Source organism: Allorhizobium sp. nf9_anc, from assembly GCF_056323085.1.
In genome coordinates this window covers 3188842-3210849 of sequence record NZ_CM150481.1, presented here as the reverse complement: position 1 = coordinate 3210849, position 22008 = coordinate 3188842, and the positions used below count along the sequence as shown (strand labels likewise).

Below are 22008 nucleotides of genomic sequence, written 5' to 3'. Positions count from 1 at the left end.
AGGGATCTCGATGCGTAAGATCGACATGACGGATCAGCTCTGGGCACGCCTTCTTGCGATGCGCGGCAGCGCTGGCCACGCGATATCGGATGATGCCGACCCTGTCATGGCGCTCTACGCGCCCATTGCCGTAGCCGAAGATGGCTTTGTCCTCGCCCAGGTCGGCCAATCGCTGGATGGTCGCGTGGCGACCCCGTCCGGCGACGCCCGAGATATCTCAGGGCCTGAGGGCATTGCGCATCTGCACCGCTGTCGCGCCTTGGTGGAGGCCGTCATCGTGGGCGTCGGAACCGTCAAATGCGATGATCCGCGCCTCTCCGTCCGGGCCGTCAAGGGTCCCAATCCGGTTCGCGTCGTCGTCGATTGCGGTGCGGAACTAACCGGAGACGAACAATTATTCGCAGATGGCGGCGCACCTGTGATCCTCATCCAGTCCGATGATGCTCCGACGAAATCCTATGACGCTGACGTGATCAGGGTGAAGCGGGGCGAGGGAGGGCTTGATCCGCAGGATATTCTCGACGCGCTCGCTGCCCGTGGTCTCAGGCGGATCCTCGTGGAAGGCGGCGCCCGGACGATCGCCCGCTTCATTGAAGCTGGGCTCGTCGACCGCCTGCATGTGGCGATCGCGCCCCTGATCATCGGTTCCGGCCCCGCCGGGATCGCGCTGTCACCAATTGAGCGGCTTTCCAGCGCCCATCGGCCCGCTGCCAAGGTTTATGGCCTCGGCAGCGACATCCTCTTCGACTGTGACCTCAAGGGCCCGTCACGCTCCGTGTCGCGGCAGGGCGAGAATATCCGTGTGGCCGACCACGCATGAGCTCCCGGGTTCCCCCACCTTCTCCCGCCTGAACTGCAACCAGGCTTTGATCTCGTCCGTCGTCAGGCTGCCGATCTCCAGCAATGGCTTCTCCAGCCCCTCTAGAAAGGCGAGCTGAAGCGCCGCATCCTCAGGCCCCATGACCCATGGACTGGTCGCAACGGTAACGCGGTAACGCAGGTTCTCGAACGCAAGCCTCAGATGCTCTGTGGCGTCGGGACCGAGCGCCGGGCCAAAGCCCTTGTCCAGGCGTTGATGCTGGTTGAAGTCAATCGTCACCTGCCCGTCGAGGGGATGCCGGATCGACCATTCCATGACCCCATCATAGTTCAACGCGGCATAGACCCCGGTCTTGCTGCGGGCGAGGGTATCGGCAAAACGATTGCAGAAGTCGGCGGAGCACAGGTCGAACAGGGCGGATGCCGTGACCATCGTGACCTCGCTGAGCGGCAGTTCCTCGATCTGGTTCAGATCAAACTGTCGAAAGGTAACGTCGCCGGCGCCACCGGCGCGTCGCTCCGCTTCCGCCAGGAGCAGCGGATCGTAATCAAGTAGCTGCCACTGCGCGGTCCGCGGCACACGGTCGGAGAGGCTGCGCCAGGTGGAGCCTGTTCCGCAGCCGATATCAACGATTACAGGTGCCGCTACGTCCTCCAGATGCCGCGTAAACCTCTCGACCATCGATGCGTCGCGCGCCCTCAGATCGACGGGTTCGCGCAATGCCAGCCAGTCCTTGTCGAAACCGCTCATGCTATTCTGTCCAGTGTGTTGGAAATGATCTCGGCCGTCTGCGCCCAGTCCGGCAGAAGCGCACCCGCTTGCAGAGACGCGGTTGCCCGTGCCTGCCGTTCCCTCGGATCGCTGAGCAATCGGCGGAGGGCTGCCGCAAATGCCGTGACATCATCGACAGGAACGAGGATGCCGGCATCCTCAGGTACGACCTCAGGCACGGCGCCGGCATGGCAGGCCACGATCGGAAGCCCATGCGAGAGCGCCTCCGCGAAGACCATGCCGTAGCCTTCGTAGCGGCTGGCGAGCGCAAAGATATCCGCCGTGGCGAAATAGGTTCTAGGATCGTCGACTTCACCAGCGAGCGTTACCCGCGCGCCAAGATTAAGCGTCTCAACCTGATGAGCCAGGGTAGCGCTGGTTGCCGGATCCAGCGTCTTGCTGCCGACGATCGTCGCCTGCCAGGGCAGATCCTCCACCGCCTCCAGCGCGGCCAGCAACACGTCATGGCCCTTGCGGCGTGACAGCGTTCCCACCGACAGGATATGCGGCAAGGCATCGGAGGCCTGCGCCGGTGCGGCCTTTTTCGTGCCGGGAAGCGCGACTGTGATATCCGATGCCTCGACATTATAATTTGCCGCAAGTTCGCGCGCCGTCATCGGTGAGGTAACGACCACATGACGGACAGTCGCAAGAGCCGCCCGCTCGCGGTCGCGAAAATGGCGCTGTTCGTCGTCCGACAGGCCGGTCTCCAGCGCAAGCGGATGATGGACGAGAGCCACGATCCTCAGCCTGTCAGCCTCGACCTGAGCCCATGCATCGAGCACACCGAAGGCCAGACCATCGATCACGACGAGCGCCCCGTCCGGCAGCGAGGACAAAGCCTCACTTGCGCTGCGGAGCGTCTCCGCCGTCGGTATCGGGAACCCATCCCCAAGCGGCAGGAGTTTCACCTGCCAGCCCAGGGCCCGAAGCCCATCGATCACCTGACGATCATAGCCATAGCCGCCGGTCTTAAGCGAAAGATCACCCGGATAGGCAAAGACCAGCGAACGGCTCAAAGATCGGCCTCGTACCAGCCGCGGGCGGCATGGGATTCGTGTAGGGTTACTTTCAGCCGGCAGATGCGGTGGCTGCCAGCCCCGAGACGCTTGTCGGAAACTGCCTGCGCCAGCTGGTCGAAGATGTGCTTGGCGATGACTTCCGTCGTGCTGACCTTACCTTTGAAGACCTCGACTTCGTCCAGGTTCTGGTAGTTGAGCGGCTTCAACACCTCGGACAGCACGGTGGTGGCAGCACCGATATCGACCGCCAGCCCATCCTCGTCCACATCCCGGGTGAAGAACGCGGCATCCACGACGAAGGTCGCTCCGTGCATTCCCTGGGCCGGACCGAAGACCGGGCGCGGCAGGCTGTGGGCGATCATGATGTGGTCTCGGACTTCAACAGCGAACATGAGCTCTCTTTCGTCAGTAGCGGATGCGATGGCACAAGGTGTCCTGTGTGGACAAGATACGTGCGTAAGCGGCGGGCAGTTCAGAAAATGTGGTCTCGCCGGAAATGAGACGGTCGAGTTTGACGTCGAGCAGCAGATCGAGCGCCTTGGCCATCCGGCGGGCATAGCTCCAGCGAGCCTTTCGCGAGGCCGGAATGGATCCAACCTGCGAGCTGACGAGCGAGAGCCGCTTGGAATGGAACGAACCTCCAAGCGAAATCGTCACCGGCCGATCGCCATACCAGCTGGCCTCCACGATTCTCGCTTCGACACCGGCATGCGCGATGGCATTTTGCAGAGCGCCCGCTGAAGCCGTGGCATTCACCAGTACGTCGAATTCGCCGTCGAGAACTTCTGCTTCGGAAAATGTCAGGCCGAGATCCGCCGCCAGACCCTCTCTTTTTGAATCCAGGTCGACAAGCACGGTCTCGGTCCCAACGATGCGGGAGGAGAGATAGGCAACCAGCGAGCCAACCACGCCGGCTCCGAAGACGGCCACGCGATCCCCTGGCTGGATCCCGGCATCCCAGACGATATTGAGCGCCGTCTCCATATTGGCGGCGAGCACGGCACGACGCGGCGGCAACGCGTCCGGCAGTGGCGTCACCTGATCGACGGGAAGGATGAAGCGGTCCTGATGCGGGTGAAGGGCAAAGACGTTCTTTCCGACCAGCGCAGCCGGCCCGGCCTCAATCTGCCCGACGGCCGCATAGCCATATTTGATCGGGAAGGGGAAGGTGCCCTCCATATGCGGTCCGCGCATCCGATCGAATTCGCTCTCCGGCACCTCGCCACGAAAGATCAGGGACTCGGTCCCACGGCTGATCCCGCTGTAAAGCGTTCGCACGAGGACGTCGTTTGGAGAGCGTGCGGGCAGGCGCTCCTGGCGCAGCCGGCAGATTTCCTTGGCTTCAAACCAGAGCGCAGACGCGGTTTCACCGTCGGATACGGTTTGTTCATTGATCTCGAACTTCAAACTGCGACCCCCACGCCCTATTTACTCATCCGACTGGAACGTATCGCGACAGCGGGCATTTTGTTCCATAGCCGTCATCAAAATAAATTTACGACGGTAGCGCAAACCGTCGCCGGAACTCCGGCGTAATGGTTGCCACTGATAGGGAGAGTATGCCTCATGTCCATTTCAAGCCAGCCCGCCTTTCATTTTCCGACCGCCGAGATCGAAGTCGAACGCGCCGTAGCCGAGCTCCGCTATGGGCGGCCCGTCGTTGTCACCGAGGGGGAGAGAAAGCTAGCGGTCGTGGCGCTGGATTGCGTGGCGCCCTCTCTCTTCGACCAGTTCGCTGCAGTCACTGAAAACCGCCACAGCCTGTTGCTGACTGCACCGCGCGCCACGCGCCTCGGTATCTCCGGCAACCGTGACGTCGTGACACCGCTCGCAGGCCTGTCCTTCGATGATGCGTCGCGTATGGCTTACGCACTCGGCGCTGAGCGTCCGGCACTTTGGCAGCCCGCCGATGCCTTGGCTACGCAGTCGACCGAACTGGCGCGTCTGGCCCTTCTGCTTCCCGCCATGGTTCTGGCTGACGTCACTGCGATCGGCGATCGATTTGCTGCGTGCTGTGAGATTGCATCCAGCCGCCTGAAGGGCGCCGATGTCGCCCGCCAGCGCTTCGAGAAGATCGTTCGCACCCGCGTGCCGCTCAAGGACCTCGGCGATTCTGACTTCGTCGTCTTCCGCGGCGGTCTGGCCCAGAAGGATCAGGTGGCAATCATTGTCGGCAAGCCGGATGTCTCCAAGACCGTGCCGATCCGCATCCACTCCTCCTGCATCACGGGTGATCTCTGCGGCTCGCTGAAATGCGACTGCGGCGACCAGCTGCGCAATGGTCTGACCCTGCTGAAGCAGGCCGGCGGTGGCGTATTGCTCTACCTCGACCAGGAAGGTCGCGGCACAGGCATCGGCGCCAAGATGCGCGCCTATGGCTACCAGCATCTCGGTCTCGATACGATCGATGCTGATGCCGAACTCGGCCTGGCCGAGGATCACCGCCGTTATGAGGCGGCAGTCGCCATGCTTCGTCATCTGGGGATCGCCCGGGTCGCCGTCTACACGAACAATCCGACCAAGATCGCCGGCCTTGAACTGGGCGGCATCGAGGTGGAGGCGCGCTCACCCGTGACCGGACGCGTCACCGCAGAGAACGAAAACTACCTGCGCACGAAGACACTGCGCGCCGGCCATATGCTGGATCTGGAAACACTGGTCGCTGCAGAGTAAGCTTCGAGCGGGCAGGGAGGATTACAGGATGGCAAGCGAGCCTGAACGGCTTGGCGATGGCTTTGGTCGCCCCTGGACGCATGCGCCAGTGGACTGGGCGTCGATGATGCGGCAGCGTCGCGGGCTGCTGAGGGATACCCTCGGCGGCCTCTCCGGCCTGCTTGTAGGCACCTCCGTTGTCGCGGTAGCGGTTTCTTTCAGACTGCCGCTCGGTTGGGACTTCGTTGCCTCCGTGATCCTGTCGCTGGCGCTGATCTTTGCGCTTGTCGTCTATGCGCTGCCCGATCATCCCCATCGCCGCTTTGGTCCCGCCAATCTGGTTACGGCGTTTCGGGCATGTCTCGTCAGTCTGACGGGCGCGACCATTCTGTTTTTTGAGAGCTTGGCAGGGGCCGATATCGCACTCTGGACACTTGTCGGCGTGGTGCTGATCTCGCTCGCCCTGGACGGTGCCGATGGTTATCTCGCCCGCAGCTACGGCCACGAATCCGCACTCGGTGCCCGCTTCGATATGGAAATCGATGCGCTCCTGATCCTGGTCCTGTCGGTCGCGGCAGCGCTCTTGGAAAAGGCGGGGCTCTGGGTGCTTTTAATCGGCCTGATGCGCTACGGCTTCGTCGCAGCCGGTATCATGCTGCCGAGATTGAACGGGGAGCTGTTCCCATCCTTCCGCCGGAAGCTGGTTTGCGTGATCCAGATCTCGGCGCTCTGCCTGATCCTGATCCCGTTTGTCACCCCACCATACTCCACCGCAGCCGCCGCTGTTGCCCTGGTGGCCTTGGTCTATTCCTTCTCGGTGGATGTCATCTACCTCTTACGAAGGCCGGTCGCTCCATGAGTGGTGTCGTCCAGCGCCTCTCCACCTCCTTCGGTCTCGCCCGCTCTCTGGTCGTCTATTACGGCCAACCCTGGCGGCGCTCCGCCTTGCGGCGGTTTTACGCCTCCATCGTCAAGCCCGGCGATCTGGTCTTCGACATCGGAGCCCATGTCGGAAGCCGCAGCCGCACCTTGCTTGACCTCGGCGCGCGCGTCGTTGCGGTTGAGCCGCAGCCGGCCTTTGCGGATTTCATCGAGAGCCGGTTTTCAGGCGCGCTGACAGGCTTCGAACGGGTGGCCGTGGGGCGAAAGGCCGGCGAGATTGATCTCTTGATCTCCAGCCGTCACCCGACGGTGACCAGCATCTCCAGCAGCTTTGTAGAGACGGTGAAGCAGAGCAAGGGCTTTGCCCAGGTGGTCTGGGACCGCAAGGTTACGGTTCCCATGGTGACACTCGACCACCTGATTTCGAAATACGGCCTGCCGACCTTCTGCAAGATCGACGTCGAAGGCGCGGAGGCAGAGATCCTTCATGGCCTCTCCAAGCCGATCCCCTTGATCGCCTTCGAATACATCCCCGCCATGCCGTCGGTGGCCTCGAATGCCATTGATCGGCTGATGGGTCTCGGCGGCTACCGCTTCAATCGTGTCGTGGGTGAACAACATCGCTTCGTCTGGGATCGCTGGAAAACGGCAGATGAAATTCTCGTTGAACTCTCGCAGATGCCGCCTGATGCGCCATCCGGCGATGTCTACGCCCGCATTGAGGCCCCATGATGGGCGCGTCAGGCGCGCCGCGGCCGGGCTTTGATCGCCTCAAGCGAGAGAAGCGCCAGGCCAGGCAGCGCGCCGGCGAGAGACAGCCCGCCATAGATGATGCTGGCTGCCAGCCCCTCGGCCGCAGAGGCACCCATGATCGGCCACAGCGCCATCGCTGCCGCCTCGCGCGTACCCCAGCCACCGAACCCCGCCGGGATCAGCATGGCGATCAGGCAAAGCGGCACGATGGTCAGCGCGGCCTCCCAGGGGAGCGGCGCCCCCACAGCATCGCTCGCGATGAAGAAGGTCGCGACATAGGTCGAGACAATCAGCAGGCTTGTGCCCGATTGGACCAGAAGGGCCCGGTCGCGAAGGAAGACATCGGTGACATCCCCCATGATCCGGGTCACCCATGTCAGGCGGCGTCTGGCGACGAAGATACAAACTGCGATCACCGCCACGATGAGGAAGAAGCCGAGCACCAGATGAAAAGCCTGGCGTCCTTCAGTCTCGCCGCCGAGAACGAGGGGCCAGACGAACAGGCCGGCAAGTGCCAGCAGGAAAAAGGCCATCTGCCCCGAGAGCCGTTCGAAGAGCACGGCCTTAGCCGGAGCCTTCCAACCGCCGGGGCCCGCACTGCGCATGCGAAACGCGCGGATGGCGTCACCCGCCACGCCGCCGGGCAGGCTCTGGTTCAGGAAGCTCGCGACATAATATTCACGGATGGCCAGAGAAACGGGGAAGCTCCCGCCAAGCCGGGCAGCGGTAAACCGCCAACGGAGTGCGGACACGGCGATCTGCACCTGCACCAGAGCAAGGCCGGCGATCACATGGACAGGCGAGACCTGCGAAAATGCCGATTGCAGCGCGCCGAGGTCGATACTGGACAACAGAAAGGCCAGAAGAGCGATCAGAGCGAGCGGTGTGAGGATGCGAAGGATGGACAAACAGGAAGAATTCCGTGGATCGTGAATGAGCTGTCACACAACTATACGCAAAAGGTAAGGCGGCAGACTTTGATGACGGCAGAAACGTCCCTGTGCCACGATCATGAGTTCCGAGGATGGAGTGTTTGCCGATGACGCGGCCTGTCAGCAGCATCCGGATCTTTGCCGGCGCCCTCATCGTGACGGCCATTGCCTGGCTTGCCTTCAACCTCCCGGATCATCCCGATGCCATCGGTCTCCAGGCCTTCGCCCGGCTGCCGCTCGAATGGCCTCTCGTCATGCTCCTGCTGCTCTTGGTCCCCAGAACCTGGCGCCGGCCGCCAGCGCTGCTTTGCGGAATTCTGCTCCTCCTCATCCTTTTTCTGAAGCTCGCCGACATCGGCACCCAGGCCGCCTTCCAGCGGCCCTTCAATCCCTATCTCGACGTGAAGATGCTGGCGGACGGCTGGAACCTGATGTCCGGTACGCTCGGAACACTGGCGGCTTTCGCCGGCGTGGCAGCAGCACTTTTCGGTCTGGTGCTGCTGCTGGTCCTCTTCCTTATCGCGGCCCGCTGGCTGGCGGAGATCCCGCGTCCCGGTCGATCCTGGCTGATCCTCGGGCTCGCAGTGATTGTCGTCCTGGGCGGCGCCGCGACCTTGCTCGGCATGCCGCGGGTCGAGGCCCGCATGCCGTCCTATCTCACCAATCGGCTCGCCCTTGTCGTCCGCTCGGTGCAGGACATGCATGTCTTCGAGGCGGCGCTTTCGAAGGGGGAGGGACCAAGCCGCGGCGAGGGTCTGTTCGAAGGCCTGGCGGACAAGGACTTCATCCTGATCTTCGTCGAATCCTACGGTCGTTCCGCTGTGGAAGATCCACGCTACGCCGACATCACGCGGCCGCGCCTGGAACAGGTGGACGCGGAAATCCGAGCGGCGGGTCTGACTTCAGCAAGTGCCTGGGTCACATCGCCCACGGTGGGCGGCCTGAGCTGGCTTGCCCATGGCACGCTGCTCTCAGGTCTTTGGGTCGACAGTCAGGCGCGTTACGACCGCCTGATGATCAGCCGCCAGCCGAGCCTCAACCAGCTCTTTGGCCAAGCCGGTTGGAAACCCGTCGCCGCCATGCCGGCCATCACGATGGACTGGCCGGAAGCAGCCTATTACGGCTACCGACAGGTTCTGGCGGCCGTAGACCTGGAATATCGAGGCAAGCCCTTCAACTGGGTGACGATGCCGGACCAGTACACGCTCTCGGCCTTCGAGCGTCTCGGTCGTGCGCCTGCCCGCGCAGCGGGGGAAAAGGTCATGGCCGAGATCGCACTCATATCAAGCCATGCGCCCTGGACGCCCGTACCTCGCCTCCTTGACTGGGAAGCGGTCGGCGATGGGTCGGTCTTCAACGCCCAGGCAGAAAGTGGCGATCCGCCCTCCGTGGTCTGGGCAGATCCGGAGCGTGTGCGCCGCCAGTACATCCAGACAATCGACTACTCGCTGGAAACGCTGGGCAGTTACATGGCCCGCTTCGGCAAAGACACAGTGTTCGTCATTCTCGGCGATCACCAGCCCGCCGCCATCATTACCGGACCCAATGCGTCGCGGGCTGTCCCGCTACATGTCGTCTCCGCCGACCGGGAACTGATCGCCCGCTTCGAAAGCGAGGGCTTCCAACCCGGCATGTTGCCTGCGGCACAGACGCGCGAATGGCCGATGAATGCCATGCGCCAGGTGCTGGTCGACCTCTTCAGCGCACGCTGACGCCGTCTGCATTCTCTTCGCGGGAACCAAGCCGCACCTGTTCCTGCTCACGCCATGCACCGGGCGTCAGGCCGGTTTGACGGCTGAAGAAGCGGGAGAAATAGGCCGGGTCCGAAAAGCCCAGACGGAATGCAACTTCCTTGATGCTCCCGGGTGTGAAAAGAAGCTCGCGCTGGGTTTCCTCGATCAGGCGCTGTGCCACGAGCTCCTGCGTGCCAAATCCGGTCTTCGCCTTCAGAACGCGGTTGAGATGCGTGGGGGTGATCCCGAGCGCATCCGCATAAAACGACACCGGACGATGGTTGCGCACTTCGCGGTGCAGGAGCGAAGAAAAAGCCTCAAGACGCCGGTCGTTGTCATCCGCCCCTTCAGTCTCCATCCGGTCCTGCGCTGCAAGGCGAGCGGTGAGCGCAAGCGCTGCGGCAAGCCCCGTCTCCATCAGGACCGTTCGTCCCGTCAGGCGCCCCTGCCACTCGGCCGCGACCCGCAGCAGGTGAGCAAGAACGAGGTCGCCGTCCGGGTCCTGAGGCGTAAGCCGCGTGATCAGCGGCGTCGAGAGAAACCGTCCAAGCGCATTCGGCTCGCCCGGACGGACAGGCAGGCGGCTCGCGAGAAAGGTGAAGACGTAGCCGTCGATATCGGGGGAGAAGCGAAATCCATGACCGATCGCCGGCGGCACGGTGACGACGGAAACGGGTTCGAAACGGGCAACTTCGCCGTCGAAGACCGCGTCGCCGGACCCGCCGGTCACCAGCAGGATCTGAAAGTAGCGCTCGTGACGGTGAAGGCCGATTTCCCAGTGATGCAGGGCGCTTCGGGCCGGAATCGTTTCGCAATGCACCCAGAAGCGCGATCCCGCAGGATCGTCTTCGCCGTAGAGCTCATAGGTCGGGATCGGCGCTTTCGCCGGAGACTTGCGTTTGGTCATGTTCGATTTGTGCAACAAAAGACGCGATGCGTCCATTGTGACGGTTCGCTCTTCGGCCGAAAACTTGGCGAAAGACAAGTTGCGTGCGCCATGGGAGGAAAGTCATGCGGACCAAAGTTGCCATCATCGGATCGGGCCCGTCAGGCCTTCTGCTCGGACAACTCCTGACCAATGCCGGCATCGACAATGTCATCATCGATCGCGTCGGCAAGGATCACATTCTGGCTCGTGTCCGCGCCGGCGTGCTGGAGGAAGGTACCGTTGGCCTCGTGGATCGTGCAGGCGTCGGCGAACGCCTTCACCGGGAAGGTCTGCCGCATGACGGCTATTCGCTGACCTTTGACAACCGCGATCACCGCATCGACCTCTTCGACCTGACCGGTGGCAAGCGTGTCATGGTCTATGGCCAGACGGAGCTAACCCGCGATCTGATCGACCGTCGCGAGCGCGATGGTGGGTTCACGATCTATGATGCCGTCAATGTCTCCCCCTCCGGTTTCGATGGGGATCATCCCTATGTGACCTTCGAAAAGGACGGCGTCGCCCAGAGAATCGATTGCGACTTCATCGCGGGCTGTGACGGCTTTCATGGTGCAAGCCGCAAGGCGGTGCCCGAAGGTGCCATCAAGACCTTCGAGAAGATCTACCCCTTCGGCTGGCTCGGCATTCTCGCCGACGTCCCACCAGTCAATCACGAACTGATCTATGCCAACCACCCGCGTGGCTTTGCGCTTTGCTCGATGCGGTCGGAGACCCGCAGCCGTTATTACGTCCAGTGCTCGCTCGAAGACACGGTCGACATGTGGTCCGACGATCGCTTCTGGGATGAGATCCGTCGCCGTCTCCCTGCGCACCATGCCGAAGCCATGGTCACCGGCCCGAGCTTCGAAAAGTCGATCGCGCCTCTGCGCTCCTTCGTGGCCGAGCCGATGCGTTTCGGTCGGCTCTTCCTGGTCGGCGATGCCGCCCACATCGTGCCGCCCACGGGCGCCAAGGGCCTCAATCTCGCGGCTTCCGATGTGCATTACCTCATCAGCGGCCTGCTGGAGCACTATCAGGAGAAGTCCGACGCCGGCATCGATGCTTATTCCGCACGCGCCCTGAAACGTGTGTGGAAGGCCGTTCGGTTCTCGTGGTCGATGACCACATTGCTGCACCGTTTCCCTGATACGGGAGACTTTGGCCAGAAGATCCAGGAGGCGGAACTCGACTACCTGACCCATTCGAGAGCCGCGTCCACGGCAATGGCGGAGAATTACGTCGGGCTTCCCTACTGATCACCGGTCCAGCGCCACTTGTCAAAATTCAATTGTTTGTTAGACTTACAAAATAGCCGGGCGGCGGAGACGCCCGGTACCTGAATTTGCCGTTTGCCCGGGGGCTCGATGATCAATCGAGAGTGGTGATCTGGCAACGTCACCGGCTGGTGGCGTGGGTTCTGAACGTTACAACAATGGAGGAGGTATACCCATGAATATGCATATATCGCTGCTGATCAACGGAGCCGAAAAGCAGGCTTCAGGCGGAAAGACCTTTACCCGCATCAATCCCTTCACGCAGGAAGTGGCCACGACCGCTTCGGCCGCAAGCCTGGAAGACGCCGCCGCTGCGGTCGACGCCGCGGCTGCGGCCTTCCCGGCATGGTCAAAGACTGGCCCCGGCGAGCGTCGCAAGATCCTGCTCAAGGCAGCGGATGTGATGGAATCGAAAACAGCGGAGTTTTCTGCGCTGGTGATCGCAGAAACCGGCGCGACCGGCCATTGGGGCGCCTTCAACGTCATGGTTGCCGCCAGCATGCTGCGCGAGGCTGCCTCGATGACGACGCAGATCTCCGGCGAGGTCATCCCGTCCAACAAGCCGGGCTCCCTGTCCATGGGCATGCGTCAGGCCGTCGGCGTTTGCCTCGGCATCGCGCCGTGGAACGCACCGATCATTCTCGGCACCCGTGCCGTCGCCATGCCGCTCGCCTGCGGCAACACCGTCATCCTCAAGGCATCCGAGCAGTGCCCCGGCACCCATCGCCTGATCGCCCAGTGCCTCGTTGAAGCCGGTCTGCCGACGGGTGCAATCAGCGTCATCACCAATGCGCCGGAAGATGCAGGCAAGATCGTTGAAGCCTTGATCACCAATCCGGCGGTCAAGCGCGTCAACTTCACCGGCTCCACCAAGGTCGGCAAGATCATCGGCGAGCTTTGCGGCCGCAACCTGAAGCCAGCTCTGCTGGAGCTCGGCGGCAAGGCACCGCTCGTCATCCTCGACGACGCCGATATCGATGCGGCCGTGAACGCTGCGGCCTTCGGCGCCTTTGCTAACATGGGCCAGATCTGCATGTCGACCGAACGCATCATCGTCGACGAGAAGATCGCCGACGAGTTCGTCGCCAAGCTCGCAGCCAAGGCCTCGAAGCTGCCGGCCGGTGACCCGAAGGGTCATGTCGTCCTCGGCTCGCTCATCAGCCTTGAATCCGCAAAGAAGATGGACGAACTGATCGCAGACGCCGTTTCCAAGGGCGCCAAGCTTGTCGCCGGTGGTAAGCGCGAAGGCAGCGTCGTCGAAGCGACCCTGCTCGACAACGTCACGTCCGATATGCGGATGTACCAGGAAGAAAGCTTCGGCCCGGTCAAGCCGATCATCCGGGTCAGCGGCGAGGAAGAGGCGATCCGCATCGCCAACGATACGGAATACGGCCTGTCCGGTGCCGTCTTCAGCCGTGACATCCGACGCGCGCTGGCTGTCGCTGCCCGCATCGAGTCTGGCATTTGCCACATCAATGGCCCGACCGTATTCGACGAGCCGCAGATGCCGTTCGGTGGTGTCAAGGGCAGTGGTTACGGCCGTTTCGGTGGCAAGGCAGCGATTGCCGAGTTCACCGAGCTGCGCTGGATCACCATCGAAGATCCGAACCAGCACTACCCCTTCTGATCCTTAAAACAGGAACGGCCGCCCTCTGGGCGGCCGTTTTGTTTGGGGATGGCGATAGACCAGATCAGTCGGTCTGGTTCGAGCGCGGCATGATATCTGCGTAGATGCGCTTCAGCCCGTCGATGAATTGCTCCAGCTCTTCGGCCGAAAACCGCGATGTGAAGCGCAGTTCGTGCTGTTCCTGAATGTTGCGTGCCTGTTTCAGGATCTCGATCCCATCGCCCGTCAGCAGCAATTCCTGGCGCCGCCGGTCGACCGGCGATGGCTGGCGCTCCAGAAGGTTTCGGCCCTCCAGCCGGTTAACCAGCGCCATCATCGTGGCACGGTCCATGCTCAGCTGATTGGCGATATCGATCTGGCTGACTTTCGGATTGGCCGCGATCAGCTCAAGGACGGCGAACTGCTTTTGGGTCAGACCGATGTCCCCCATCGCCGCCGTATAGTCCTGATAGATGGCGACATTGGCCATGCGCAGATGGAAGCCGAGAATTTCGTCGAGACGGCCCGTGCGCAAGGGAGCGCCGACTTCGAATACGTCGTCGTCATTGGCCGGCTTCAGGTCATTATGTCGAGTCATGGCTCCTCTTCCAATCATGCGGCATGGAACTTGCAAATCATTCATGATCACTTTCGACTGCAACAGTCAAATTCCCACTTGTCAAATGCGGAGCGCGTAATTAGTATGTTAAACATACAATTCGCCAAGGAGGCCCTTATGGGTGGCGATGGGAGGATGAATATGCAGCCTGAATTCCAAGCGATGGCGATGGAAGTGGGATCCGTCGGACTGGAGACGGATGATCCGTTGATCTATCGCGCCATGGTCAGCCCCGAGCGGCAGGCGGTCTACGAAGTCGCGACCGGCCGCTCCGAGACCTACGCAGCGCTGGATGAGGCGGTCGGCCGCGGAGCCGCGCTGATCGGCCAGTTCACAAGCGGTCTGCCGGCGTCGCAGCGCATTGCCTTTCTCGGGCGCAATTCGATCGAACAGATCACAGTGTGTCTTGCTTGCCAGCGCGCGGGCCACGTCTTTGTCCCCCTGAACTGGCGCCTCGGAGCATCCGAGCTCGGACAGATCATCGCCGATTGCGAGCCTGCTCTGCTTTTGCATGACGTCGAATTCTCCGCGGTTCTCAAAGACGTCGAGCAGCAACTGCCGCGCACCATCGCCCTCGAGGGGCAAGGCGGGTGGGTCGGAAGGCTGGCTGGCACCGAGCGCGCTGAGCCGGCCCCCACGGAAGCGGATGCACCCTGCATCATGCTCTACACGTCAGGGACCACCGGTAGCCCCAAGGGTGTCATCATCACCCGCCGGAATGCCCTTGCCTCGGCTGTGAATTTTGCCCTTGTCGGAGAGGTCACGAGCCGCTCCGTGGCGCTTTGCGATCTTCCCTTCTTCCACACGATCGGCCTCGTCGCGATCGGGCGCACGACCTTGATGATGGGCGGTCGCCTCGTGATTTCGGATCGCTTCCTGCCCGAGCGGACGCTCTCGGTCCTCGGGGATCCAGCCCTCGGCGTCACGCATTACTTTGCCGTTCCCCAGATGGCTGCAGCACTGCGCAATGCGCCGGCCTGGGATCCGACGGCGCTGAAAGCCCTGCAGGCGATCTTCATCGGCGGAGCACCGCTCTCTCCGGCACTGATCGAAACCTTCCTCGAAGACGGCATCCCGCTCGTCAACGGCTACGGCATGAGCGAAGCCGGCACGACGATCCATATGCCGCTGGACCGCGATGCAGTCGCACGCCACCCCGGCAGCGTCGGTTTCCCGGCACCGCTCCTCGCGGTCCGCCTCGTTGGCGACGATGGCCAGGATGTCGCTGACGGAGATGTCGGCGAGATCTGGGTAAAGGGCCCCTCGGTCACCCCCGGTTACTGGAACAAGCCAGGCGAGACGTCCCGCGCCTTTGTTGGCGACTGGTATCGCACCGGCGATCTCGGGCGCCGCGCCGAAGGCGGCGTGATTCATGTCCCGGACCGTCTGAAGGACATGTATATCTCCGGCGGCGAAAACGTCTTCCCGGCCGAGGTCGAAGCCGTCATCGGCGCCCATCCCAAGGTCAGGGACGTGGCCGTGCTCGGGCTGCCGGATCCCAAATGGGGCGAATGCGGCGTGGCCTTTATCGTGGCCCATGGCGAGAGCCCGTCGGCAGACGAGATCCTGTCTCACTGCGCCGAGCGCCTGGCGTCCTACAAGCGCCCGGCCCGCATCGTCTTCCTCGATCAGATCCCGCGAACGGCATCGGGCAAGGCGCAAAAGCATATCCTGCGCCAGACCCACGCCAACAGCTGAACACCATTGAACAGGCCACAGCGCCCAACGAAATGCCTCAAGGAGCCAAACATGACTGATACGAACACCACGCCAGATCCGGTTCTGGTCGAATTCGACAACGGCATCGCCTTCGTGACGCTGAACCGCCCGGAAAAGCGCAATGCGATGAACCCGAAGCTGAATGTCCGCATGCTCGAAGTGCTGGACGAACTGGAAGCCGATGACCGCTGCGGTGTGCTCGTCCTGCGCGGCGCCGGCCAGTCCTGGTCTGCCGGCATGGACCTGAAGGAGTACTTCCGCGAGAACGACGGCAAGGGCCGTGCGGCCGTTCTGAAGAGCCGCCGCCAGTCGGGCGGCTGGTGGAACCGCCTGATGTATTTCGAAAAGCCGACCATCGCCATGGTCAACGGCTGGTGCTTCGGCGGTGCCTTCACGCCGCTGGTCTCCTGCGACCTCGCGATCGCCGCTGACGAAGCCACGTTTGGACTTTCCGAAATCAACTGGGGCATCCTGCCGGGCGGCAATGTCACCCGCGCCGTGGCCGAGGTGATGAACCACCGTGACTCGCTCTACTACATCATGACGGGCGAAAACTTTGGCGGCCAGAAGGCCCGCGAGATGGGTCTGGTCAACGAATCCGTGCCGCTCGCCGATCTGGAAACCCGCGTCCGGGCGCTTTGCGCGAGCCTGCTGGAGAAGAACCCCGTGGTTCTCAAGGCTGCCAAGGATACGTTCAAGCGTGTGCGCAACATGCCCTGGGAGCAGGCCGACGATTATATCTATGCCAAGCTCGAGCAGATGCTCTTCCTCGACAAGAGCAATGGGCGCGCTGAAGGCCTGAAACAGTTCCTCGACGACAAGACCTATCGCCCCGGTCTCGGCGCCTACAAGCGCTGAGGAATGGACTAAGAACCCAAAAGATCGGTGGCGCGTGAGCGCGTCACCGGAACGATCGTCTCCCTCAAGCATTGTAGATGTAAGCGGATCGTAGAGCAGCCAGAGACGGACTTACCCGGCACATGACCGGATAGCGACTTGAAAGCTGGGCGATATCGCAAACAAGGAGAACGATTATGGGTTCCACATCCGACAAGATTTCCGGCAAGGCGAATGAACTGGCCGGCAAGGCAAAGCAGGCCGTTGGCGACGCTACCGACAATCACAGCTTGGAAGCCAAGGGCGCTGCCCAGGAAGCCAAGGGCCATGGCCAGCAGGCCAAGGGCGAGGCAAAAGACGCCGTGAAGAACGTCGTCGACAAGGCCTAAGCCTTATATGTTTGAACATCTGGCCCGCCTCAGGCGGGCCTTTTGTCGTTTAGCGGTGGCGACTTCTGCTGTGCCGCTTCGCCTTATCCTTCGTAGCGCGCGATCTCATGACCGGCCTGCAGATAAGCGCCGGCTTCGGCCTTGAACCTGACCCGACCGGTGCGTGCCGCGGTCACCTGAGTTTCCATCTTCATGGCTTCCATGACGGCGATCAGATCTCCGGCCTGGACCTCGGTCCCGTCCTCAATCTTGAAGGCCTGAAGTGTCCCGGAAATCGGCGCAGAGATGCTGTCGGCGTCTTCGGCTTTCGCCGAGGTCTGTCCGCCGACATTCCCCCCAGCGCCGGCAAGGCCGCCAAGACCTGACAGCAACACGGCCGGAATGCCGAGTTCATGACGTTTGCCGTCGATCTCCACATGGGTGCGGATCAGCGATGTGTCCGATAGTGGCTCCGGTCGGGAAGCCGATCCCAGCGTCTCGGCAAAATCCGTTTCGATCCAGCGCGTGTGAACACGAAAACCGTCTTCACCGGTAAAGTCGCTGGCTTCCATCGCCGCGCGATGGAAGGGAAGAACGGTCGCAACCCCTTCGATCTTGAATTCGGCCAGTGCGCGGCGGGCGCGGACCAGCGCCTGCTCGCGGCTAGCCCCGGTCACGATGAGCTTCGCCATCAGGGAATCGAAGGTCCCGGGAATGGTGGAGCCGCTGACGACGCCCGTGTCCAGACGCACACCCGGACCCGACGGCGGGTCGAAGCGGGTGATTACCCCCGGCGTCGGTAGGAAGCCACGACCGGGATCTTCGGCATTGATGCGGAATTCGATCGAATGACCACGCGGGGCAGGCGTCTCCAAGACTTCGAGCGCCTTGCCCTCTGCAATCCGGAACTGCTCCACGACGAGGTCGATGCCTGTGGTCTCTTCGGTCACGGGGTGCTCGACCTGCAGTCGGGTGTTCACTTCGAGGAAGGAGATGGTGCCATCGACGCCAAGCAGGAACTCGACCGTGCCGGCACCGGAGTAACCCGCAGCCGCGCAGATCTTCCGCGCCGCGTCATGGATCGACTGGCGCTGGACGTCGCTCAGAAACGGTGCCGGCGCCTCCTCGACAAGCTTCTGGTTCCGCCGCTGCAGCGAGCAGTCACGCGTGCCGAGCACCAGCACATTGCCATGCTTGTCGGCCAGAACCTGCGCCTCGATATGGCGTGGCCGATCAAGGAAACGCTCGAGGAAACACTCGCCACGCCCGAAGGCGGCCTCCGCCTCGCGGACGGCCGAGTGATAGAGCTCGGTTACCTCTTCCATTTTCCAGGCGACCTTGAGGCCACGACCGCCGCCGCCATGGGCAGCCTTGATCGCGACGGGAAGCCCGTACTGCTTGGCAAAAGCCACAACCTCTTCGGCCGTCTCGACAGGACCCTCACTGCCGGCCACCAGCGGTGCGCCAACGGAAAGCGCGATCCGCCGCGCCTCGACCTTGTCACCGAGCGCCTCGATCACATGCGGGTCTGGGCCGATCCAGGTGAGCCCTGCCTCCTGCACCGCACGGGCGAATTCCGCCCGCTCGGAGAGGAAGCCGTAACCGGGGTGCACCGCATTCGCGCCGGAGCGGCGAGCGATGTCGATGAGCTTCTGTATATCGAGATAGGTCTCTGCCGGACGGCTGCCGCCAAGACCATAGGCCTCGTCTGCCAAGGTCACGAACAGCGCATCCATGTCAGGATCTGCATAGACCGCGACGGACTGGAGCCCGTAGTCGCGGCAGGCGCGGATGATGCGCACGGCAATCTCGCCGCGATTGGCAATCAGCACTTTCTTCATCGGGGTCTCCTCACTGTCTTTTTGGGCGCCATCGTCCTCGGCGCGAGATCATGCCTCTGCGGGCGTGATCTCGGCGAACTGGGTGATGGGTCGGAAGCGGATTTTGGCATTCACCGGGATCTGCCCGGCGAGATCGAGATGATATTCGGCAACCGTGCCGATGACGGGATAACCGCCGGTCAGAGGATGATCGGCGAGGAACAGCACGGGCTGCCCGCTATGAGGAACCTGGATCGCGCCGGTAGCAGTGCCCTCGCTGGGAAGTTCTGCCTTGTCCTTGCGCTCAAGTGGTTCCGGCCCTGAAAGCCGGATGCCGACCCGGTTCGACTGTGGCGTCACATCGTAGACCTGGCTCGCCAGGGTCTCGATACCTCGTTCGGTGAACCAGTCGCTCCGCGGACCCATCACGACGTCGAGCGTGACGATCTCGCCGGACGCCGGGCAGTCGAAGGCCGGGCTCTCATTGAGCGACACGGGAGAGAGGCTGCGATGAGCGGCGCGGATAGCAAGCACAGCACCCGCGCCGACCGGGTCGGGACCGACGACTGCCAGCGTATCAGTCGAAGCGCTGCCAAGCACCGGTGCGACGTCAAGACCGCCCCGGAAGGCGAGGTAACTGCGAGCGCCTCTGGCGGCAAAGCCGAGTGTGACCTTGTCGCCGGTTTCCAGCGAGACCGGCTGATAGCTTGCAGCCTCGATCACGCGACCTTTGACGTCACGGATCGTCAGCGGGCAGGGCGCACCGGTGAGTGCCATGACAGTGGGGCCTGAGACCTCGAACGCAAAACCGCCGAGCGTGATCTCCAGACAGGCAGCCTCTACCGGGTTGCCGACGATGCGGTTGGCAGCACGAAATGCACCCTGGTCGAGTGCGCCTGCGGACGATACGCCCTGGCCCGTCTGGCTGAAGCGGCCGAGGTCCTGCACCAAAGCCGGCATGGGCGCTGCCGTGACCGTGATGCTGGTGGATGCTGAATGCTCGACCGTCCGGGTCTCGACCCTCGCCGGAGCGGTCTCGGCAATCGTCGTCTGCGCACGCTTGGCCAGATCGATGAAGCGCACCCGATAGCCCGGCTGGAAGAGGGCCGGTGGCTCGCGTGTCAGATCCCACATCTTCACCGGCGTGGTGCCAATGATCTGCCAGCCGCCGGGGCTCGCCTGCGGATAGACGCCGGAAAATGCGCCGGCGAGCGCCACGGATCCCGCTGGGATCTTCGTGCGCGGGCTCTGCCGGCGCGGCACCTGGAGCGCCGGATCACCACCGACGAGATAGCCGAAGCCGGGGGCGAAACCGCAGAATGCAACCGTGAATTCGCTCGCCGTATGCCGCTCGATCACCTCTTCAACGGATAGCCCTGTCAGCTCAGCAACATCGCGCAGATCCTCGCCGTCATAGGTGACGGGAACCTCGACCAGCATGTCCGAGGGCGGGATCTTGGCCGAGAGATCGCGATGGGAGATGGCCGCAGCAAGCGCTTCTGCCGTCAGCATGTCCGGACGGAAACGGATCATCAGCGTGCGCGCCGCAGGCACGATGTCGACGACACCCTCAACCGGATCGGCTTCCAGCGAGGCAAAGAGCGCGAGCGTCTCGTCGAGATCTTTCAATTCGACGATCAGAACGGTCAGGCTGACGGGGAGAAAGCGCATTCGAAGCCTCAGGCGTGATAGGCGGAATCGGGAATGTCGGTGATGAACATGTGCCCGGGCGCATGGGTTATGGCAAATGGGACTTTAGATGCCATCACGGCGGCTTGAGGCGTCACCCCGCAGGCCCAGAAGACAGGCACTTCGCCCGGTTCGATCCGCACGGCATCGCCGAATTCGGGTTTGCCGAGATCTGCAATTCCAAGCTCTTCCGGCGCGCCGACATGCACAGGCGCGCCGTGCACTGCCGGGAAGCGCCCCGAAATGGTGGCCGCATCTGCCACGCGAGAGGCCTGAATAGGGCGCATCGAAACCACGAGATTGCCATGCAGCCGGCCCGCCGGGCGGCAGGCGCGGTTGGTGAGGTACATCGGCACATTCGACTTGTCGGTGATGTGGCGAATGTCGATGCCCGCCTCCATCATCGGCGTCTCGAAGGTGAAGCTGCAGCCGATCAGGAAGCTGACGAGGTCAGGATGTTCTGCCCAGGCTTCCGTCGCATCGGTCACTTCCTCTGCGAGCTTGCCATCCCGCCAGATCCGGTAGAGCGGCACATCGCGACGCAAGTCGGCACCTTTGGCAAGCACCGTCTCATGCGAGCCGGGATCGGACACATCGAGCACCGGGCAGGACTTCGGATTGCGCTGCGCATAAAGCAGGAAGTCGAAAGCCCAGTCGCGCGGCAAGACGATCATGTTCGCCTGCGTGAAGCCCGGTGCCACGCCGGATGTCGGCTCGACGGCACCCGCCCGGTAGCGTTCGCGGGCCGTCCGTGCGGCGGTCGTATCGACATGGCGCAAGGTCTCAAGATCGATCATCGAAGTCTCTCCTTGCGGATGTCAGCGATTGAGGAAGGAGCGCACCGCGATGCCGTCTTTTTCGAAGGCCTGTCGGATTTCCTGCGCGATGGCGACGGCGCCGGGGCTGTCGCCATGCACGCAGATGGACTGCGCATCGATCTTGATCGTGGACCCGTCGATCGCCTCGATCGTGCCGTCATGCGCAAGCTGCAGCATGCGCTTGGCGATAAGGCCCGCATCATGCAGCACGGCGCCCGGTTCGCGCCGGGATACGAGCGCGCCCGAAGGCGTGTAGGCACGGTCGGCGAATGCTTCGGCAACCACCTTGAGACCGGAGGCACGGGCAAGCTCGAGGATCGGTGAGCCTGCCAGCCCCATCATCACAAGATCAGCATCGATCGCCTTGATGCCGTCGATAACGGCCTGGCCCTGCTTGGCGTCATGCGCGATGCGGTTGTAGAGCGCCCCGTGCGGCTTGACGTAGCCGACGGTGACGCCCGCTGCCGCCGCCACGCCTTTGATCGCGCCGATCTGATAGATCACGTCAGCGATCAGTTCAGCCGAAGTGACATCCATGTCGCGCCGGCCGAAGCCGACGCGATCCGGGTAGGAGACATGTGCCCCGATCGAAACACCGCGCTTGGCGGCAGCTTTCACGGTCTTCCAGATGCCGAGCGGATCGCCGGCATGGAAGCCACAGGCGACATTGGCGCTGGAGACGATGGCGAGCATCGCCTCGTCGTCGCCCATACCCCAGGCGCCATAGCTTTCGCCGAGGTCACTGTTGAGATCGATGGTAGTCAT

At 62.7% G+C, this 22008-nt stretch carries 21 protein-coding genes; 10 read left to right on the top strand and 11 right to left on the bottom strand.

Annotated elements, in window-relative coordinates:
• The first annotated feature begins 10 nt into the window (after positions 1 to 10).
• A complete protein-coding gene (locus AC02Y0_RS15740) occupies positions 11 to 820 on the top strand; it encodes a RibD family protein (RefSeq protein WP_476379808.1) in 810 nt (269 codons plus the stop codon).
• Here the strand turns inward: AC02Y0_RS15740 and AC02Y0_RS15735 are convergent.
• The 4 genes from AC02Y0_RS15735 to AC02Y0_RS15720 are packed head-to-tail and all read right to left on the bottom strand — an operon-like array spanning position 767 to position 4020.
• Positions 767 to 1570 carry a class I SAM-dependent methyltransferase gene (locus tag AC02Y0_RS15735; protein WP_476379807.1) on the bottom strand — a complete coding sequence of 268 codons (804 nt, stop codon included), beginning with the start codon at positions 1568 to 1570 and terminating at the stop codon, positions 767 to 769. The genes AC02Y0_RS15740 and AC02Y0_RS15735 overlap by 54 nt on opposite strands.
• Positions 1567 to 2610, bottom strand: coding sequence for a glycosyltransferase family 4 protein (locus AC02Y0_RS15730; RefSeq protein WP_476379806.1), 1044 nt, complete (start codon positions 2608 to 2610; stop codon positions 1567 to 1569). Before AC02Y0_RS15730 ends, AC02Y0_RS15735 begins: the two co-directional genes overlap by 4 nt.
• Positions 2607 to 3005, bottom strand: coding sequence for a 6-pyruvoyl trahydropterin synthase family protein (locus AC02Y0_RS15725; RefSeq protein ID WP_476379805.1), 399 nt, complete (start codon positions 3003 to 3005; stop codon positions 2607 to 2609). Before AC02Y0_RS15725 ends, AC02Y0_RS15730 begins: the two co-directional genes overlap by 4 nt.
• A gap of 13 nt (positions 3006 to 3018) precedes the next feature.
• A complete protein-coding gene (locus AC02Y0_RS15720) occupies positions 3019 to 4020 on the bottom strand; it encodes a zinc-dependent alcohol dehydrogenase (RefSeq protein ID WP_476379804.1) in 1002 nt (333 codons plus the stop codon).
• Positions 4021 to 4179: 159 nt separating this feature from the next.
• On the opposite strand from AC02Y0_RS15720, the gene ribA reads away from it, so the two are divergent.
• Genes ribA through AC02Y0_RS15705 form a run of 3 tightly spaced genes read left to right on the top strand, consistent with a single transcriptional unit; the run spans position 4180 to position 6879 of the window.
• Positions 4180 to 5286, top strand: a complete 1107-nt coding sequence (gene ribA / locus AC02Y0_RS15715) for a GTP cyclohydrolase II RibA (RefSeq protein WP_476379802.1) — start codon at positions 4180 to 4182, stop codon at positions 5284 to 5286.
• Between the two features lie 28 nt (positions 5287 to 5314).
• The gene (locus AC02Y0_RS15710; RefSeq protein ID WP_476379801.1) at positions 5315 to 6124 is read left to right on the top strand and encodes a CDP-alcohol phosphatidyltransferase family protein; all 810 of its coding nucleotides are present in this window, start codon (positions 5315 to 5317) and stop codon (positions 6122 to 6124) included.
• Complete coding sequence (locus AC02Y0_RS15705) at positions 6121 to 6879, top strand: FkbM family methyltransferase (protein ID WP_476379799.1); 759 nt, start codon at positions 6121 to 6123, stop codon at positions 6877 to 6879. The genes AC02Y0_RS15710 and AC02Y0_RS15705 overlap by 4 nt, the downstream gene beginning before the upstream one ends.
• Before the next feature lie 8 nt (positions 6880 to 6887).
• On the opposite strand, the gene AC02Y0_RS15700 is transcribed toward AC02Y0_RS15705, so the two are convergent.
• Positions 6888 to 7808, bottom strand: a complete 921-nt coding sequence (locus AC02Y0_RS15700; protein WP_476379798.1) for a lysylphosphatidylglycerol synthase transmembrane domain-containing protein — start codon at positions 7806 to 7808, stop codon at positions 6888 to 6890.
• A gap of 131 nt (positions 7809 to 7939) precedes the next feature.
• On the opposite strand from AC02Y0_RS15700, the gene AC02Y0_RS15695 reads away from it, so the two are divergent.
• Positions 7940 to 9544 carry an alkaline phosphatase family protein gene (locus tag AC02Y0_RS15695; RefSeq protein ID WP_476379797.1) on the top strand — a complete coding sequence of 535 codons (1605 nt, stop codon included), beginning with the start codon at positions 7940 to 7942 and terminating at the stop codon, positions 9542 to 9544.
• Here AC02Y0_RS15695 and AC02Y0_RS15690 read toward each other — a convergent pair.
• Positions 9531 to 10472 (bottom strand): helix-turn-helix domain-containing protein, encoded by a 942-nt coding sequence (locus AC02Y0_RS15690; RefSeq protein ID WP_476379796.1) that lies wholly within the window; start codon positions 10470 to 10472, stop codon positions 9531 to 9533. The two genes, AC02Y0_RS15695 and AC02Y0_RS15690, sit on opposite strands and share 14 nt — an antisense overlap.
• 104 nt (positions 10473 to 10576) lie before the next feature.
• On the opposite strand from AC02Y0_RS15690, the gene pobA reads away from it, so the two are divergent.
• The gene (pobA, locus tag AC02Y0_RS15685; RefSeq protein ID WP_476379795.1) at positions 10577 to 11749 is read left to right on the top strand and encodes a 4-hydroxybenzoate 3-monooxygenase; all 1173 of its coding nucleotides are present in this window, start codon (positions 10577 to 10579) and stop codon (positions 11747 to 11749) included.
• 199 nt (positions 11750 to 11948) lie between these two features.
• Positions 11949 to 13394, top strand: coding sequence for an aldehyde dehydrogenase (locus tag AC02Y0_RS15680; protein WP_476384055.1), 1446 nt, complete (start codon positions 11949 to 11951; stop codon positions 13392 to 13394).
• A gap of 64 nt (positions 13395 to 13458) precedes the next feature.
• Here AC02Y0_RS15680 and AC02Y0_RS15675 read toward each other — a convergent pair whose 3' ends face one another.
• Positions 13459 to 13971 carry a MarR family winged helix-turn-helix transcriptional regulator gene (locus AC02Y0_RS15675; protein ID WP_102019099.1) on the bottom strand — a complete coding sequence of 171 codons (513 nt, stop codon included), beginning with the start codon at positions 13969 to 13971 and terminating at the stop codon, positions 13459 to 13461.
• A gap of 162 nt (positions 13972 to 14133) precedes the next feature.
• On the opposite strand from AC02Y0_RS15675, the gene AC02Y0_RS15670 reads away from it, so the two are divergent.
• From AC02Y0_RS15670 to AC02Y0_RS15660, 3 genes are all read left to right on the top strand, one after another.
• Positions 14134 to 15690: an AMP-binding protein gene (locus AC02Y0_RS15670; RefSeq protein WP_476379794.1), complete on the top strand. Its 1557-nt coding sequence runs from the start codon at positions 14134 to 14136 to the stop codon at positions 15688 to 15690.
• A 51-nt stretch (positions 15691 to 15741) separates the two neighbouring features.
• Positions 15742 to 16569 (top strand): p-hydroxycinnamoyl CoA hydratase/lyase, encoded by an 828-nt coding sequence (locus AC02Y0_RS15665; protein ID WP_476379793.1) that lies wholly within the window; start codon positions 15742 to 15744, stop codon positions 16567 to 16569.
• Between the two features lie 176 nt (positions 16570 to 16745).
• Positions 16746 to 16937 carry a CsbD family protein gene (locus AC02Y0_RS15660; RefSeq protein WP_076392028.1) on the top strand — a complete coding sequence of 64 codons (192 nt, stop codon included), beginning with the start codon at positions 16746 to 16748 and terminating at the stop codon, positions 16935 to 16937.
• Positions 16938 to 17020: 83 nt separating this feature from the next.
• On the opposite strand, the gene AC02Y0_RS15655 is transcribed toward AC02Y0_RS15660, so the two are convergent.
• From AC02Y0_RS15655 to AC02Y0_RS15640, 4 genes are read right to left on the bottom strand one after another with little or no spacing between them, the layout of a single operon-like run.
• The gene (locus AC02Y0_RS15655) at positions 17021 to 18757 is read right to left on the bottom strand and encodes an acetyl/propionyl/methylcrotonyl-CoA carboxylase subunit alpha (protein ID WP_476379791.1); all 1737 of its coding nucleotides are present in this window, start codon (positions 18755 to 18757) and stop codon (positions 17021 to 17023) included.
• 48 nt (positions 18758 to 18805) lie between these two features.
• Positions 18806 to 20407 (bottom strand): 5-oxoprolinase subunit B/C family protein, encoded by a 1602-nt coding sequence (locus AC02Y0_RS15650; protein WP_476379790.1) that lies wholly within the window; start codon positions 20405 to 20407, stop codon positions 18806 to 18808.
• Positions 20408 to 20415: 8 nt separating this feature from the next.
• Positions 20416 to 21222, bottom strand: coding sequence for a putative hydro-lyase (locus AC02Y0_RS15645; RefSeq protein WP_476379789.1), 807 nt, complete (start codon positions 21220 to 21222; stop codon positions 20416 to 20418).
• 21 nt (positions 21223 to 21243) lie between these two features.
• Positions 21244 to 22008: a LamB/YcsF family protein gene (locus AC02Y0_RS15640; RefSeq protein WP_476379787.1), complete on the bottom strand. Its 765-nt coding sequence runs from the start codon at positions 22006 to 22008 to the stop codon at positions 21244 to 21246.

What these genes read in the sequence shown, in the direction of transcription:
- AC02Y0_RS15740 (WP_476379808.1), top strand. Translation starts at nt 11, where the DNA reads ATGCGTAAGATCGACATGACGGATCAGCTCTGGGCACGCCTTCTTGCG.
- AC02Y0_RS15735 (WP_476379807.1), bottom strand. Translation starts at nt 1,570, where the DNA reads ATGAGCGGTTTCGACAAGGACTGGCTGGCATTGCGCGAACCCGTCGAT.
- AC02Y0_RS15725 (WP_476379805.1), bottom strand. Translation starts at nt 3,005, where the DNA reads ATGTTCGCTGTTGAAGTCCGAGACCACATCATGATCGCCCACAGCCTG.
- ribA (WP_476379802.1), top strand. Translation starts at nt 4,180, where the DNA reads ATGTCCATTTCAAGCCAGCCCGCCTTTCATTTTCCGACCGCCGAGATC.
- AC02Y0_RS15710 (WP_476379801.1), top strand. Translation starts at nt 5,315, where the DNA reads ATGGCAAGCGAGCCTGAACGGCTTGGCGATGGCTTTGGTCGCCCCTGG.
- AC02Y0_RS15705 (WP_476379799.1), top strand. Translation starts at nt 6,121, where the DNA reads ATGAGTGGTGTCGTCCAGCGCCTCTCCACCTCCTTCGGTCTCGCCCGC.
- AC02Y0_RS15695 (WP_476379797.1), top strand. Translation starts at nt 7,940, where the DNA reads ATGACGCGGCCTGTCAGCAGCATCCGGATCTTTGCCGGCGCCCTCATC.
- AC02Y0_RS15690 (WP_476379796.1), bottom strand. Translation starts at nt 10,472, where the DNA reads ATGACCAAACGCAAGTCTCCGGCGAAAGCGCCGATCCCGACCTATGAG.
- pobA (WP_476379795.1), top strand. Translation starts at nt 10,577, where the DNA reads ATGCGGACCAAAGTTGCCATCATCGGATCGGGCCCGTCAGGCCTTCTG.
- AC02Y0_RS15680 (WP_476384055.1), top strand. Translation starts at nt 11,949, where the DNA reads ATGCATATATCGCTGCTGATCAACGGAGCCGAAAAGCAGGCTTCAGGC.
- AC02Y0_RS15675 (WP_102019099.1), bottom strand. Translation starts at nt 13,971, where the DNA reads ATGACTCGACATAATGACCTGAAGCCGGCCAATGACGACGACGTATTC.
- AC02Y0_RS15670 (WP_476379794.1), top strand. Translation starts at nt 14,134, where the DNA reads ATGCAGCCTGAATTCCAAGCGATGGCGATGGAAGTGGGATCCGTCGGA.
- AC02Y0_RS15665 (WP_476379793.1), top strand. Translation starts at nt 15,742, where the DNA reads ATGACTGATACGAACACCACGCCAGATCCGGTTCTGGTCGAATTCGAC.
- AC02Y0_RS15660 (WP_076392028.1), top strand. Translation starts at nt 16,746, where the DNA reads ATGGGTTCCACATCCGACAAGATTTCCGGCAAGGCGAATGAACTGGCC.
- AC02Y0_RS15655 (WP_476379791.1), bottom strand. Translation starts at nt 18,757, where the DNA reads ATGAAGAAAGTGCTGATTGCCAATCGCGGCGAGATTGCCGTGCGCATC.
- AC02Y0_RS15650 (WP_476379790.1), bottom strand. Translation starts at nt 20,407, where the DNA reads ATGCGCTTTCTCCCCGTCAGCCTGACCGTTCTGATCGTCGAATTGAAA.
- AC02Y0_RS15645 (WP_476379789.1), bottom strand. Translation starts at nt 21,222, where the DNA reads ATGATCGATCTTGAGACCTTGCGCCATGTCGATACGACCGCCGCACGG.
- AC02Y0_RS15640 (WP_476379787.1), bottom strand. Translation starts at nt 22,008, where the DNA reads ATGACTACCATCGATCTCAACAGTGACCTCGGCGAAAGCTATGGCGCC.